The organism is Leclercia sp. AS011 (assembly GCF_037152535.1).
Lineage (GTDB): Bacteria > Pseudomonadota > Gammaproteobacteria > Enterobacterales > Enterobacteriaceae > Enterobacter.
Window position 1 is genome coordinate 94,589 of the sequence record NZ_JBBCMA010000006.1, and the last position, 15,508, is coordinate 110,096.

Sequence of the window (15,508 nt, forward strand, 5' to 3'; positions counted from 1 at the left end):
TTCTGCGGGGGCTTTTTACTGGAGCCTATGCATAGCGCCCTTCACTCAATCATCACCGACGACAGCCGATACCAGCCATCACCCTGTTTCCCCTCGTTGGCAAGCTGTATGCGCGCCTTACCGTTTTTATCCACCAATCCCACGTCCAGCTGATAGCGCCCGGCTTCCAGATTAGGCGGGATGGCCAGCTGATACGTCGAGCTGAACCTGCCCGGCAGCCACTGGCGAATATCATCCCCGGCGCTGCCCTGCGCGACCGTTTTCCCAAACTTATCCTGTAAACGCCAGGCGAGGGTATAGCGCAGATAAATCGGGGCTACGCCGTCGTTGGACCACTGGCTGCTGAGCGAGATAGCCTGCCCGGCGTGGACGCTTGCCGGGTAGGTCAAGGACACGACCCGGAAGCGGTAGCCGATTTTCGTCAGCGCCTTGTCGAGAATATCGCGATACACCTGCGGCACGTCGGTGGATTTCAGGTTCAGGGTGCTGGCATGCTGCGCCAGGGCCCAGTCAAAGGTGGCCTGCACCTCTTGCCGGGTATACTTCTGCTCGCTCAGCCACTCCGCCATATGGCCGCAAATCTCCAGGCTGACCGGGGCCTTTTTCCACGCCTGGCTGAACCCCGGCCAGGTCGTCTGGGCCGCCGCAATGCGCTCCGGGTAATCGTTGCGCATATGGTTCCAGGTGGGGCTAAAGTTGCGCCAGTCGCCCCAGCAGTCCGCCCGCCAGCCCGCCCCTCTCTTCGCCGCATAGGCCACAGAATCATAGCCGTTAAGCAGCATGATTTTGGGCGTATCCGGGAAGGCGCTGAAGTGCATGTCGACATAGCGGTTGAGCAGCTCCGGTGGGTAACGTTCCTGCAACGGCGTCAGGGTCGGGAAGTTGCTGTTATGCCACTCCCCCCATGAACCCACCATGCCGATATCAATAAAAGCCAGCTCCGGATTATTGTTATAACGCGCGCCAAATGCCTGAAGAAGACGCTGGGCGTAGGCAATATAGACAGGATCGTCCAGATCCGGGACAAAGGTCTTATGATCCGGCGTCCAGGTGCCTTTGATTCCCTTGTTGATCAGCCAGTCGGGGATCTGCGAGCCCGACTCCGGCCCATCGAGGATCATTAAACGCAGGCCAACGTTCATCGCTGGCTGATGCGCTGCCGCAGCGGCAAATCCCTCATCCACCAGCGCAAAATTGTACTGCCCTTCCCGGGGTTCCACTTCGCTCCAGTAGTAGCGTCGATACTCGAGGCCGGTTGCCGGGTATTGCGCGATGCTTAAGTCCTGACTGTGAAAGCGGGCAACGCCAGTACCGGGATTGGTCAATGGCCCGCTGATTGCCGGAGGATCCACCCTTTGCAGCGGTTCCGCACTCTCCGCCTTCGCCCACCCCGCTGAGAACGCGAGCGCCCCGGCAACCAGCAGCAATCGACTTTTTTTGTATGGCAGGTCGTATAAATGCATTAATGCCCCTTTTCACCAGGATCATGTAATATACCTACGGCTGGCAAGCCGTGCCGAAGGTGACTTCATTTTATTTCATACGATATATCATGGACTCACCCATTTATATTATTTCTTTATACACACTTTGGTCGTAGTGTTGTAATACGCAGGCCGTACCGCTTTCCTCTCGCTGTTTATGAAAGCACATTTCTGGATTTATTAATATTTCCTCTGAGAAGCAGGGTAAAATGTTTAATAAAAATAACAGGATAATCAAAAAACTGTTTTTCCATGAGTCCTGGGACATCATGATCATAAACAGCCATGGCCGGCATGTTTTCCCGGAAAACACGCTGGATATCCTCAGTAATGCTAAAGCACAGCAGCTTGATAAAAAATATATCTTCCAGGCCGACCCTTTTATTATTGATAAAGACGATCTGTTGTATGTTTTTTATGAAGCCTTTACCTTCCTTAACTCGAAGGGGGTGCTGCGCTGCCGTATTCTTAATAAATATCTCGACGAGATCGATGATGTGAAGCTGGAAGGCTTTGATGACTTAAAATGTCACCTCTCTTTTCCGTTCCTGTTCCAGCTCGACGGGAAGCTGTTCATGATCCCGGAGTCGTCAGAGCGCAAAGAAGTGATCCTGTTCCAGTCCGTTGATTTCCCCGCACGCTGGGAAAAGGTCAAAGTGCTGGTCTCTGATATGGCGGTCACGGATAACGTGGTCTTTGAGCTGAACGGCGTCAATTATCTGGTGTCGACCAGCATGGATAATGAGCTGGTTATTCACACCTCAGAGGGCATCCTTGGCGACTGGAAGCTGATCTCCCCGAACCTGGATGTCTGCAACGTGCACTTCCGCGGGGCCGGTAAGCCGTACTCGATCAACAACAAGACCTACCTCTTTACCCAGGAGAGCAACCCTGAGGTTTACGGAAAATCTATCTTCATTAAAGAACTGACCCGCTTAACCCCACATAATTATCAGGAAAAACTGGTGGGAAAAATAAGCGCGACGATCAATAACAGTGATGGTATTCACACCTTAAACTTCACTGAAAATTATATTGTCTACGATACCAAACACCTGACATTCAGCCTGCTCTCTACGCTTAAAAAACTGGCCTATAAAATTATGGTTAACCACCGTAAGCGGCTGTTTAGCTAAGTGACAAGATCGGCAAGTCGCACTACGCTAACCAGAGCGGCAAAATAAAATACGACAAAAGTACGTCTCCGATCCGGCGGCTCTTTGAGGGATTTATTATGGCAATTCTGGTCACAGGTGGCGCAGGCTATATTGGTTCGCATACGGTGCTGGCATTACTGGAGAGAGGCGAAGATGTCGTCGTCATTGATAACCTCTCTAATGCCTCGCAGGAGTCATTAATCCGGGTCGCAGAATTAACGGGCAAGGAGCCGGCGATCTGCGTCGCTGATATTCTGGATCGCAACGCGTTAAAAACGCTCTTCGCACAGCACAACATCACCGACGTTATCCACTTCGCCGGTCTTAAATCGGTCTCTGAGTCCATTGCTAAACCCCTCGCCTATTATGAAAATAATGTCGTCGGGACCATGGTGCTGCTGGATGAAATGCAGCGTGCAGGCGTGCACAGCCTTATTTTCAGCTCGTCGGCCACGGTATATGGCAATCCTGAATCGGTTCCTTTAAGCGAAGCATCGCGCACCGGCGGCACCACGAATCCCTACGGTACCTCCAAATTGATGGTGGAGCAGATTTTACGTGACTTCTCCGTTGCCGAGCCGCACTTCAGGATCACCTGTCTGCGCTATTTCAATCCCGCTGGCGCGCACCCCTCCGGCCGGCTGGGAGAGGATCCGAACGGCATCCCGAATAACCTGGTGCCCTATATCTCTCAGGTAGCCATCGGCAAGCTGGCGTGCCTGACCGTTTTTGGTGATGACTATCCGACGCCGGACGGCACTGGCGTGCGGGACTATATTCACGTCATGGATCTTGCCCAGGGTCACCTGGCCGCGCTGGATCACAGAAACGACGGCGAGGCGTTTAAGGCTATTAATCTGGGTACCGGCGTGGGCTATTCGGTGCTGGATCTGATCAAAGCCTTTGAAAAAGCCGCGCAGACCAAAATCAACTACCGGATTGTCGGCAGACGCTCCGGCGACGTGGCAGAGTGCTGGTCGGATTCTTCCCTGGCACGCCAGCAACTGGGATGGCAGGCCACGCGCAACCTGGAGGAGATGATGCGCGATGCCTGGAACTGGCAGAAGAATAATCCCGGGGGCTATAACGCCTGACCCCCGGCGTCTGGCGTCACTGGTATTTGAGGTTGAGCCACCAGTCCCAAATCCCGACGTGAAAGTTCTGGAAGACGTCAATTCCCAGCGCGGACTTGATCATATAGAGCGTCAGCAGCACGCAACAGAGCAAGAACAGCGTGGCGAACAGGATCAGAAACGTCACCACGATCCGCGACAGCCTGGACTCCGGACGTGCGCGTGCGCGGTGATCCCGTCCCAGTAAGAACACCAGATAGAGGCGTTTGCCGAAGAACGGAAAACTTTTGCGAAAATCGACCCGGTGCCGCGATGCGAGGGTAATCGAAACGATGGCGTTTTCGATCTCCTCTTTTTGCTCCGGGGTCAGCTGGGCGCGAACGTCCTTATCAAGCACTTCATAAAAACGATCGATAACAATCGGGTTTCTGGTGTGACTGGTCAATTTTAACCTATTGTTTTATCTAATCTATGGTAAATGGATACGGTCTTTCTGGCGATCTCATCCCAGTTGTAACGCTGCAGAAAATCGCCGTAATCAATCCGGGGTGAATCCGCCCATCTGGACATTTTATCCGCCAAATCAGCCACATCACCCAGCTTAAAACTGGTCTCAGCCGGTAAGCCGACCTCAAGGTTCGGCAAAATATCGCTCACCACCACCGGCAGCGAAAACGACATCGCCTCCAGCAGCGCAATGGGTAATCCCTCATGGTAGGAGGGCATCACAAACAGCGAGGCCTGAGAGAAGACGACCTGGAGCGCCTCACCTTTCAAAAAGCCGGTCATCACGACGCCGGGTGTCTGAAACGCCAGCTGCTTCAGGTGGATGCTGTACGCCGTGTCATGATCCGCATCCCCGACCAACACCAGCGGCAGCGTCAGGCCCGACTGCCTGTAAGCGGCGATGGCATCATGCATCCCCTTCTCTTCTACGAACCGCCCGACCATCACGATATAACGCCCGGCCTGAAGCTCATACCGCCCGAGGATCCTTTCGATGGTCTCGTCCGCCAGCGGCTCCGGCACGTTAACACCGTTATAAACCAGATGCGCATTGTAGCGATGGTATTTCTGCTGAATGAGCTGGTTGATCACCTCAGAAATGACAATCACTTCGTTGGCATACTTCACCGCCACTTTCTCGCCGAGCATCAGGATTTTTTTCGCCATCCTGCCCCACTTCTGGCGCTCGTAGTCCGGCCCATGGTGGGTAAAGACCACCCGTTTGCCCAGCAGGCGTAACAGCGGCACCACGAGGCCGGGTCCGATGGCGTGCACATGCACGATATCGGATCGGTCAACAAATGTCCTAAACGCCGCAATAACAGAGTGCACAATGGCTTCGAAACTGCGTTTTTTCGGCGCCCAGAGCGCCAGCGTCTCGACGTTTTTATAGCTCGAGCGCCGGTAAGGGACATAGGGTGACCGGGCGATCACGCAGATCTCCACGTCATATTGCTGCCGGATAGCCGGGTACAGATTCTGACAATGGGTTTCGACGCCGCCTAATACATCGGGGATACCGCGTGTACCCAACACCGTGATTTTTTTTGACATGTTATGGCCTGTCGAGCAGCTCGCGATAGAGCGACTGCAACGTTTCCATGTGCTTGCGCAGTGAGTATTTCTGGCAAAGCCGTGCCCGGCCTTTCAGCCCCATCTCGTGGGCCTGCTCCGGGTTTTCCGCCATTACGTCCAGCGCGTCGGCCAGATCCTGAGCGTTGCCAGGTTCGAATAGCAATCCTTCCACACCGTGACGTATCTGCTCCGGGATGCCGCCAATGCGGGCCCCCACCACTGCCCGGGCGAAGGACATCGCCTCCAGCACTGACATGGAGCAGTTTTCATAACACTCTGACGGCAGCACCACGGCCCGGGCGTTCTGGATCAGCGCATCCAGCGCCGGGCCCTGTTGCACGTAGCCGAGGAACTCCGCGTTGGGGAAGTCCGCCACCATCTCGTCATACAGCGGACCGTGGCCGACGATTTTTAACGGCATTTTATTGCGCATAAGCTGGTGCGCCCGGGTCAGGGTGGGTACCCCTTTCTCCCGGCTCAGACGCCCGACGTACAGCAGATACCCTTGATCCGCGCCCGCCTCCGGCGTGTGGCTGTCGTCGATCCCGTTCACAATCACATCGATACGCGAGTCCGGCAGGGAGCGTTTCAGCTCATTACGCAGAAACTCGCTCGGCGAGACAATGACGTCCAGTGCCTGATAGTTCTGGGCGATGTACTGCCAGGTCGCCTCTAACGACAGCAGCAGGCTCTTCGACGCCGAACCCTCCTGGCAGCGGTAGCGAAACGCATTAAACACGCTGCCCGTGACGCAGGCATCGCACACTTTGCCGTCGCGCAGCATCGAGTACGACGGGCACATAATCTTATAGTCGTGGGCGGTTAACACGGTCTTACAGCCAAAATCCCGGGCGACCTTGATCAGCGCCGGAGTCAGCTGGTGATAAATATTATGGAAATGGACGATCTCCGGGCGCGTCTGCTCCAGCAGCGCCTGCATTTTTTTACAGGCCTCACGATTGTGAATAAAGCTGATGGCCGTCTTCACTCCCGCCAGCAGCCCGCCCTCTTTGTGATAATCGACATTGCTGACGAAGTAGTCGGCATAGTCAGACGGAAAGTTCTTTTCATGCTGCATGGAGAAATCGATCACCTCCACGCCGGCCGCTTTCAGCATATTGCGTTCCTGAAAATAGACCGTCTCCGCTCCTCCCTTGATAAAGAAGAACTTATTCACCAGTAAGACTTTCATTACTCTACCTGTTCATGAATAACTTTATTGTCCGGCGGAACCCGGGGATCGCGCTGCCGATGGAAAAGACCTTTCACCAGCCCGGCAGAGAGTACGGCAAGATTGATCACGCTGTTCAGGCCGTTTTTTAATGAACGGTTCTGAATGGTTTTTAGCAGGATAAAGGCCAGCAGCGGCAGCAGGGCGATATCAATCAGGCTGACGTCGAAGGTGAAGAACGCAATCAGCACGAGGATGATATAACTCGCAAAGATCACCTCGTTTTTCACCAGCATCAGCGCATCGCGGAACCAGGGTTTACCCCAGGCGCTGCGCAGCAGTTCACCCGGAGCCTGATGGAAACCGCTCTTCCAGCGATAGCGCAGCATCCGGAAGGTCGGCATCGTATAGGAGGTATGACGAAAATAGGGCACGTTCAGGCGATGCAGTTTGTAACCCGCGGCCAGCAGGCGAATGCCTAACTCCGCCTCTTCATAGGCGTGCAGGCTGCGGTTGGTCAGATAGCCGATATCGGCAATCGCCGACAGACGATACAGACCGCCGCCCCCCAGATGGTCGCTGTCGCCCAGCGGGTAGATTTTATTGATGCGCTGCTTGCGGGAGGTGAACTCATAGTTCGAGGCGTCGTCCATCTCCACCGTACCGGCTACGCCAGCGTACGTCGGGTTGCTTTGTAGAAACGCCACCGCATGATCGATAAAACCGGGCTCCAGCTCCATATCGCCATCCATCAGCAGGATGAACTCCCCTTCGCTGTGAAGGTAGCCCAGCTGATGGCCGACGCCGCAGCAGCGGTCCGCCGGTTCGGTTAACGACACCACCACCACCCCTTTATCGCTGGCCAGCTGCTGGGTGTTATCCGTTGAAAGACTGTCAGCAACAATAATCTTATGCGGATATTCACCGATCTGGCTGCGAATGCTGTCGATGGTTTTCTCGATACATTCGGCTTCGTTAAAAGTTTTAATGCTTACAGTAATAAACGGTTTGTACATCAATAGAGCCCCGTATAACGGCGTACGGTCCGGCGAATAATCAAGCTGGAACCTAAAGATAAATAGAACAGGAATTGCAGCATGGGCACGATCATCAGGATCTGGCTGTAGGGAATACTGAGCAGACAGGCGATTGAAAACACATTAAAGGCCGGCGCAAAGCTCAGGAGCTGGAGATCCTGCTTATCAATCTGGTCAATCGACAGCAGAGGCTCAGGCTGAACCACTTTCAGAATATAAATAAACAGCCCGATAAAGATGAGAGTCCCCACCAGGCCCACCTCCCATAACAGCATGCTCAGGGCGGTACTATCGAGGGTCAGGTTATAGACCTGGTTCAGGAAGCCCGGAGAGAGGAAGCTGCCGCTGTTGGTGGCATTCAGCCCGTAGCCGAACAGCGTGCCCGGCAGCCCCGACAGATCGTTATGCTGTAACCAGAACGTCAGGGTGGTGAAACGGCCTATCTCCCCGCCCGGCAGGATGTAGTTCGGGTCGAAAATATAGCCCAGCGAGTCAAAGAACACGGTGAACGGATTTTCCGCCATGTCGATGCCATAGGCTGCGGTATAGCTGTAAGCCAGGATGACGATGGCCAGCCCGATAAGCACCACCATCGCCACCAGAATAGAGACCAGCACGGCTACATTCACCTTACTCGCCTCCTTGACCCAGGAGGGCATAATCCATACCCAGGCCAGCAGCAGCGGCGACAGCAGGATCACGAACTTCACTTCACCAATAATGCACATCGCAAAACCGAGGATGATATGCAAGGCCATGTTTTTAAAGCTGGTCAGCCCGTGCTTATACTCCGAGACTTTCAGCAGCATGATCAGCAGACAGAACAACCCCATCGCGGCGGTGTTTCCCCCACCCATCGGATCGCCGCCAAACGTCCCTACCACGGAGTCCCATTTTTCCTCTTCGCCGCGTAACGCTACGCGCTGCGGCACGACAAAGATCAACTGGTACAGTGCAACCGGGAACTGAATATAAAAAATCCAGTACAGGCCGCGCGTCACCTGATAGATCTGCGATTCCCGGCAGAACCCCAGCAGCAGGCAGAGCATTACCAGCGACAGGGCAATCTCGTTCTTAAAGCCGATAAGGGCGATCAGCGCTCCGCCCTGGAACAGGGTCGAAATAATCGCCAGCACGTTAAAGGAGAGGTACAGCGTCAGAACAATGGCTTCCTGCGCATCCAGCCGCACGGGTTCATGACGGGTCTGCAGCACGAGAAAACCGGCCATCAGCATGGTCATGAAGAAGGGGAGCCACAACACCGTCAGCTCACCGGTGAAGTACTGCACCAGCCCGATGAAGATCAGGGTCAGCAGGGTGAACGTTTGTAAGTAATGCCCGGTATTAAGATTCATGATGTCACTGACCCGTTTTTCAGAATGTCGGCGCGCTTATTCACCTTCAGGTAGATGAAGGCGTAGCGAATGAACGTCAGAATCGAAAATAAGATGATGGAGGTCGCATAGTCATTATAGAAATAAGGCACGATGACAAACGCGATCACCACGATCGCCAGTTGCTCAAGCTGGATCCGCAGGAAGTAGCGGTGAGATCCGAAAATCAGCTCGATCACCGTCAGCGGACAGACCGCCAGCGCCGGGAACAGGTACGGCAGCATGTAGCGCGAGGTCGGCACTGAGGCGATCCACTCCTCGCTGAAGCCCAGATTCATCACAATCGGATAGAAGATAAAGACGCCCAGGGTGCAGACCACGCCCAGCACCAACAGCAGCAACCGGACCTTCGTATACTCTTCGTAGTTGAAGACGTTGTTTCTGAAATCAATCGACCATTTCGAGAAAATGGTATTGCGCACCGCATTGCCGATAATCACCACCGGGGCCAGGCAGAAGCGGCTGACCACCGAGAAGTAGCCCGCCGTTAAGGCTGAGAACCAGAAGTTGATCAGCATGATCGGCAGGTTGTTGCTCGCCATCGCCAGCACTTCGGCACTGCCCACCTTGGTGACGTGATGGATATTCTTTTTCAGGAACGTCAGGTTGCTGGAGGGCAGCAGGTGATGCAGGGTCACGGTGCGAATATCAAATGCCCGCAGGATGCAGGCGCTGGTCAGCACCATCATCAGGATCGCCCACATCCAGTAAAACGCCATCACCTGGCTCGTGAGCAGCACAGAGACCACCACCACCACCGAAACGGAGATGCGCTGAACCACGAGGAAGCGAAAGTTAGCCGTGCGCAGCGACAGGTTCTCGGCCACCAGCACCCAGGTATTGGAGAGCGTGAGCAGGTAGAGAAAGAGCATGTTCTGATGAAACAGCCAGCCCGTCAGCACCGCATAAGGCACGGCGATGGTCAGGCTTTGCAGCAGACAAAACACCACGTTCTGGGCCAGCTCTTCATCCGGTTGCCGGGGGATCAACAGCTGCGAGGCAAAGGTGCAGACCTGGGCCCCGATCAGGGCAATACTGTAGTTGAGCGCGTAGAGCCCCACTTCGCCAAGGTCGTACTTATGCGAAATAAGCCAGATCGACAGGGCACCAATCAGCTGTGAAATGACTGATGACCCGGCGATCGTCGACGCGCTCCTGAGCAGACTCATGCCCGACCTGTGTTATTCATCAGTTCATGGGTATGGTAATTGAGTGAACGCAGCCCCTCTTTGCTCTCCAGATTTTTATCCACCACCTGATTCAGCACCCCACCGATCAGCACCGTGCGATCGTTGGTGGCTTTCTCAATGGCCGGTCCAATGGTGTCGGCAGAGTTCAGGCCCGCTTTCAGGACGAAGATCAGACCGTCCGTCACCTGGCTCACCAGCTGTACCTCCTGGCTCTGATTCACCGCCGCCATATCGATAATGATGCGTTGGTAACGGCTGCGCAGGGAATCAATCAGCGGTTTTAACCGTTCCGGCGACAGCAGCAGCAGCGCCGAAACTGGCGTATTGCCGCGCGGCAGGAAGTCGAGATTGTCGCTCATCTTCACCAGCACGTTATCGGTCACGCCCTCGCCACGCAGCACCTCCGCCACGCCGGGTGCTTTCGGTGAGCCCAGCTCGCCCGAGAGCCCGTCGTTGTTGAAGAAGTCCATATCGATCAGCAGCGTTTTCTGGTCAAAGCTGAAGGAGTTCGCCAGCAGGTTCGCCAGCAGGGTACGCCCCTCCCCGGCTTCTGCCGACGTAACGGCAATCACCTGCAACGGCTGATTGCTGAGCATGATCTGCGTGCGCATGCTGTGAATGACGTCGGCATTCAGCGGATCGCTGGTGATCAGGTCGCGGATTTTGCCGCGTCCGCCCACGCCCTTAAAGCGGCGGATCTCACCCAGCGGCAGCAGATTAAGACGTTTTTGCATCTGGCTGAGGGTGTTGACCGATTTGTCGGTGGCCGTTTTCACCATGATGTACATCACGTAGAAGAGCATCACCAGCAGCACCACCATCAGCATCAGCAGCGGCTTATTCGGTTTTGCCGGCAGCGCAGCGGGCACGGCAGGATCGTAGATCTCCGCATCAGCATCGGAATAAGTGCCCGGCAACGTCAGCTCCTGCGTGCGCTGATAGGCCATCTTGTACATCTCTTCGGTTTTATCCAGCGCCAGCTTCAGGTCGTTGTAGCCGTCACGCTTCATGGACAACTTCTGAAAATTCGCTTTCTGTTCTTCCAGCTGTTTCTGGTAATTTTTTTCGTCCGCCAGCGCCGCCTCGTAGCTCTGGCGTAATCCGGCCTGCTGCTCTCTGAGCGTCATTGCCGTTTGCGCCTGGATCGCGTTAATACGCGCCCGGGCCTGAATCACTTTGTCATGCTGCGGCCCGTAGGATTTCTCCAGCTGGGATAGCTCGCTGTTCGCCTGGATCAGCGCAATGCGTAAATCCTGGATCTGGGCATGATTTGAAATGGACGGCAGCGAGATCACGTTCCCCCTGCCGGAACGGACTTCGTTATAGACAGATTCCGCGGCCACCCGGCGCTCGGTCGCATTTGCCAGACGGTTGGTGATAATGCCCATCTGCTCCGTTTCAAAGCCATCCACGCCACGGAAGGTCAGCAGTCCCTCTTTCGCCAGATAGTTATCCAGCGCGGTCTTCTGCTGCACCATCTGCTGCTGGAGTTCCTGCAGCTTCTGCTGGTTATCTTCCCGCGCCTTCGCCGTTTTTTGCTGCTTCAGCGCCAGGGTATAGCTGATAAAGGACTCCGCCACGCCGTTGGCCACATCTGCCGCCAGCTGTGGAGAGGTGGACTCATAGGAGACGGTGGACAAATGGGTGGTACGCACGTTGCTGATCGTGAGATCTCGCATCAGCGTTTTCAGGGCATTATCCACCCGCTGCTGTTCGTTCTCCGGGGTTGACCCACTGCCCGCCCCCTCGCCGTTGAAGGCGGGGTTTTGATCGAGTTTCAACGTGCGAATGGCTTGCTCAAGCACCACGCGCGATTGCATCAGCGCATTTTGCGTTTCGTAGTACCCGTTACGGGTGGAGTCATAGCCCTCCACTCTCTGGAACGGTGAAACGTTGTCCGGCTGGGCTTTAATTAGCACCGTGGCGGTGGAAACATACTTCGATGACATCAAACTCATTAATGGCCAGGCAATCGCCCCGGCAATCACGCCGGAGAGAACGATTTTCCAGGAGTTCTTTTTAATTTCTCTGGCAAATCTGGCGATATCGATAGCGCTTTCTCGCTTTTTGCCATTTTCCACTATTGATAGTTTCATGATCAGAAGAACCCTGTGCCAATAATGACGAGATCGCCCGGGAGAACGGAGTGGGTAACATCTACATTTTCGAGTAACTCACCGGTGGATGACTGGCGAATACTGAGATCCGTACGGTCTGCCCGGTCGGTATAGCCACCCGCAAGGGCAATGGCTTTTTCCACGGTCAGGCCTGGCTCATAGGAATAGCCATTCGGGTTCTCAACTTCACCAGAGATATAGAACTTACGAAATTCAGCGATATTGACCGTCACCATGGGATTAAGCACATAACCTTTACGCAGGCGTTGGGTAATCTCTGCATCGACCTGACTGGCGGTTTTGCCCTTTAAATCCAGCTTGCCAATATAGGGGTAATTAATAGTCCCACTATTATCAAGTACTACTTTCATGGTCAGGTCAGGTTGCCCGGCAACGTTAATGTTGACGGTATCACCCGAGCCCAGTAAATAATTTGCTGTATCAACCACGCTATTGTCCATTAACGTCGGCTGCGGTGATTTGCAGCCAGCAAAAACAAAGCTGAGGAGTAAAAACGCGCACAGTTTAATTATTTTCATTTTAAATCTGAACCTTAGCTGTAAGCATAATCAAAGATTGATCGTAGCCCAACGTTTCAGTCACTACGCGATCGTCGTTGGGGCCGATAGTGAACGTATCCGTATCTTTATTAGACTTAAGCGTATCAAGATGATATTCCACACCAAAGTTAATCGATGGTGTGAGGTCATAACCTACGATAAATGAAAACACGCCATTCTTGTCGTGACGGTCCTTGTCCTGATCTTTGTAGTCTTCGGTAATGTATGCGTAATCAAGCAACGTCGTTAATCGGTTGTTCATCCACAAATGTTTGTATGAAATTCCGTATTCCGTGACTAAATTATATCCTCCCGCTTCGGAAGGATCCTTAATACTTTGGGATGTTCTTAACGTAAAAAGCGCCTGTTGAAGGGGCCGCCATTCACCCAGAATATCCCAGTTGATCCCGTTGAAATCCTTCGAGCCGGGGTTATTTTCAAAAGTTTTATAGAGCCACGATACGTTCATATCAACGTTCGTTTTACCCGTCAGCTGCGACTGTATTCCGTAACGCAAATAGTATTCATTACTATCTTTCGCTGATGCATTGTCGTAATGAAACTGGTTGGTAATAAAACTATAGCGAAAACGCGTCTTAGATGTGTACTGATCGAAAATTTCTGCGATCAGGGTATTTTCGGTCCACTCCTGCTCGCGGATATATTGTGCGAAGTCCTCATCCTGGCTTTCAACCTGACCGGTATTGCCGAAGGTCCATTTGCGGTGCATCAACGCCAGGTCTGCCCTGCCACGTCCATCCGGCGCACCATAACTATAGCGTAGCTCGCTGTTGAACAGATTGGTGGTTAAAGGTGACCTGACGCCAAATTCCCGGAACTGTTCCGGCAGGAACCCTTCCGTCACCCCGCGTCCGCGCTCCTCATGGCCCAGCGTATCTTCGAGATTCAGGGTCAGGCCATGCATCTGACCAAAACGCCAGTCGCTTTTGAAGCGGAAAAAGTGATCGTCGTAATCATCCGCAGAATCGCTGGAGTAGTGACGATAATCTCCGGAGTACATCAGCAGATACTTATCCTGGCCACGCTCCCCGTTCAGGCTGATAACAGGCTTGAGCCCCTGGAAGTCGGAGCCTTTGGCGTCGCTGTCGTGCGGCTGGAAGGTCACGTTATCGTTATACCCATAATCCACACCCACGTTGCTCTGAAAGTCGATGCCCGCAAAGCCGATGTGTGATTTTGGTGTTAATTCTGCCAGAGCGACCGGAGACGCCATAATCCCAGCGATAATAATAATTTTAGTATGCATTCTTACCGACAAATCCCTTAAAAATGGTTTTAATGATGATTTTTATATCTAACCAAAAGGACCAGTTCTGAATATATTCAATGTCGTACTGGACTCGCTTTTCCATTTTATATAGCGCATCAATTTCCCCACGATAGCCATTAATTTGCGCTAAACCTGTGATCCCAGGCTTTACTTTATGGCGAATCATGTAGTTTTCGACCTGCTTACGATAAAGCTCGTTATGGGCCACAGCGTGCGGCCGTGGACCAACAATAGACATGTTCCCCTGTATGACATTAATGAACTGCGGCAGCTCATCCAGTGATGTTCGACGTAAGAATGCGCCAAAGCGCGTGACGCGAGGATCGCCACGTGTCGCCTGTACTACCGTGTCGGTATTTTCCATAACTTTCATCGTCCGGAACTTCCAGACTTTGATCTTCTGCCCGCTCAGGCCATAGCGATCCTGCTTGAAGAAAACAGGCCCACGTGAAGTGAGTTTGATGCCGATGGCAATCACGATCATTAACAGGGCAATCATTACCATAATCACGCTGCCCAACACCAGATCTTCTGCGCGTTTAATAATCGACCCGCCCCCGTCCAGGGGCGAGGTAAAGATGCCGATGGTTTGCAGGTTGTGGATGGAGCGGATCTGGGAGGTATTGGTGCTGTAGGCGTAAAAATCTGGCACGATATAGGTATCCACCGTGGTATCCGACATCATCGCCAGAAAATGGCGGATGCGCTCCAGCGCCACCATCGGCAGGGCAATATAGATTTCATCGACCCTGCTGGCTTTGGCCTCCTCCACCAGATTAATCACCGGCCCGTTATAGGGGCTGGTGATTTTGGTGGCCAGTTCCCCGAGCCGCTCCGGGCCGCGCTCATCGTAGAAAGCGAGGTCCAGCTGCACGTCAGCGTACTCCAGACGCAGCGCCTGCTCGGCGGCCAGGCCGTTTTCCGTAATGCCGATTATCGCCACCCGTATTTTCTTTTTTGTCGACAGTTTGAAAATAACCAGGCGGGCGACGTAGAGAAAAGGGATCGGCGCGGCATACCAGAGTGGCATGGCAGGAATATCACGCACATCGACAAAGGTGAGATAACCCAGGGCGTATAATTTCCCGATCAGCAGGCGCACCACGCCGATAAAAAGAATGGCAAAAAAAGCGGTCAGAAAGAGGCGTCGCTGATTACGCAACTTGTTGTTTTTAGGCCGATAGAGATAGCATTCGGTGTATTCGCCAAACAGTAAAAAAGCGGTGGAGTACAATAAGCTGATCAAAATTACAGTATCAAAGGACTCCATTTTCAATACCCAACCACTCAGTATTAAAATTAAATTAATTGAGAAGAAATCAATTAATTTAATGAATACCGAGTAACTTCCATGGGTAATCTTTTGCGAATTTCTCAGCATGTCCAGACCTGCTTATAATTAAGATTTGGTATTATTTTTTTTGTACTAATTGTATTAGCAAAGATTTTAAAA

The 15,508-nt window shown here is 53.2% G+C and carries 13 protein-coding genes; 2 read left to right on the forward strand and 11 right to left on the reverse strand.

Annotation, left to right across the window (positions count from 1 at the left end; all coding sequences use genetic code 11):
• Positions 1-41 precede the first annotated feature (41 nt).
• Positions 42-1,463 (reverse strand): DUF4832 domain-containing protein, encoded by a 1,422-nt coding sequence (locus tag WFO70_RS19225; protein ID WP_337018453.1) that lies wholly within the window; start codon positions 1,461-1,463, stop codon positions 42-44.
• Positions 1,464-1,693: 230 nt separating this feature from the next.
• Between WFO70_RS19225 and WFO70_RS19230 the strand changes: the two genes are divergently transcribed.
• Positions 1,694-2,620, forward strand: coding sequence for a glucosamine inositolphosphorylceramide transferase family protein (locus WFO70_RS19230; protein ID WP_442913404.1), 927 nt, complete (start codon positions 1,694-1,696; stop codon positions 2,618-2,620).
• Between the two features lie 98 nt (positions 2,621-2,718).
• Positions 2,719-3,735: a UDP-glucose 4-epimerase GalE gene (galE, locus tag WFO70_RS19235; RefSeq protein WP_337018457.1), complete on the forward strand. Its 1,017-nt coding sequence runs from the start codon at positions 2,719-2,721 to the stop codon at positions 3,733-3,735.
• A 16-nt stretch (positions 3,736-3,751) separates the two neighbouring features.
• Here the strand turns inward: galE and WFO70_RS19240 are convergent, their stop codons facing one another.
• The 10 genes from WFO70_RS19240 to WFO70_RS19285 are packed head-to-tail and all read right to left on the reverse strand — an operon-like array spanning position 3,752 to position 15,436.
• Positions 3,752-4,159, reverse strand: coding sequence for a hypothetical protein (locus tag WFO70_RS19240; RefSeq protein ID WP_337018459.1), 408 nt, complete (start codon positions 4,157-4,159; stop codon positions 3,752-3,754).
• A 2-nt stretch (positions 4,160-4,161) separates the two neighbouring features.
• A complete protein-coding gene (locus tag WFO70_RS19245; RefSeq protein WP_337018460.1) occupies positions 4,162-5,274 on the reverse strand; it encodes a glycosyltransferase family 4 protein in 1,113 nt (370 codons plus the stop codon).
• Position 5,275: 1 nt separating this feature from the next.
• A complete protein-coding gene (locus WFO70_RS19250) occupies positions 5,276-6,487 on the reverse strand; it encodes a glycosyltransferase family 4 protein (protein ID WP_337018462.1) in 1,212 nt (403 codons plus the stop codon).
• Positions 6,487-7,485, reverse strand: coding sequence for a glycosyltransferase (locus WFO70_RS19255; protein WP_337018464.1), 999 nt, complete (start codon positions 7,483-7,485; stop codon positions 6,487-6,489). The genes WFO70_RS19250 and WFO70_RS19255 overlap by 1 nt, the downstream gene beginning before the upstream one ends.
• Complete coding sequence (locus WFO70_RS19260) at positions 7,482-8,858, reverse strand: capsular biosynthesis protein (RefSeq protein WP_337018465.1); 1,377 nt, start codon at positions 8,856-8,858, stop codon at positions 7,482-7,484. Before WFO70_RS19260 ends, WFO70_RS19255 begins: the two co-directional genes overlap by 4 nt.
• Complete coding sequence (locus WFO70_RS19265; protein WP_337018467.1) at positions 8,855-10,066, reverse strand: capsular biosynthesis protein; 1,212 nt, start codon at positions 10,064-10,066, stop codon at positions 8,855-8,857. The genes WFO70_RS19260 and WFO70_RS19265 overlap by 4 nt, the downstream gene beginning before the upstream one ends.
• Positions 10,063-12,183, reverse strand: a complete 2,121-nt coding sequence (locus WFO70_RS19270; protein WP_337018469.1) for a GumC family protein — start codon at positions 12,181-12,183, stop codon at positions 10,063-10,065. The genes WFO70_RS19265 and WFO70_RS19270 overlap by 4 nt, the downstream gene beginning before the upstream one ends.
• Positions 12,184-12,185: 2 nt before the next feature.
• Positions 12,186-12,743 carry a polysaccharide biosynthesis/export family protein gene (locus WFO70_RS19275; protein WP_337018471.1) on the reverse strand — a complete coding sequence of 186 codons (558 nt, stop codon included), beginning with the start codon at positions 12,741-12,743 and terminating at the stop codon, positions 12,186-12,188.
• A 1-nt stretch (position 12,744) separates the two neighbouring features.
• Positions 12,745-14,031: an outer membrane beta-barrel protein gene (locus WFO70_RS19280; protein ID WP_337018473.1), complete on the reverse strand. Its 1,287-nt coding sequence runs from the start codon at positions 14,029-14,031 to the stop codon at positions 12,745-12,747.
• Positions 14,021-15,436: an undecaprenyl-phosphate glucose phosphotransferase gene (locus WFO70_RS19285; RefSeq protein WP_337018475.1), complete on the reverse strand. Its 1,416-nt coding sequence runs from the start codon at positions 15,434-15,436 to the stop codon at positions 14,021-14,023. Before WFO70_RS19285 ends, WFO70_RS19280 begins: the two co-directional genes overlap by 11 nt.
• Positions 15,437-15,508: the final 72 nt, after the last annotated feature.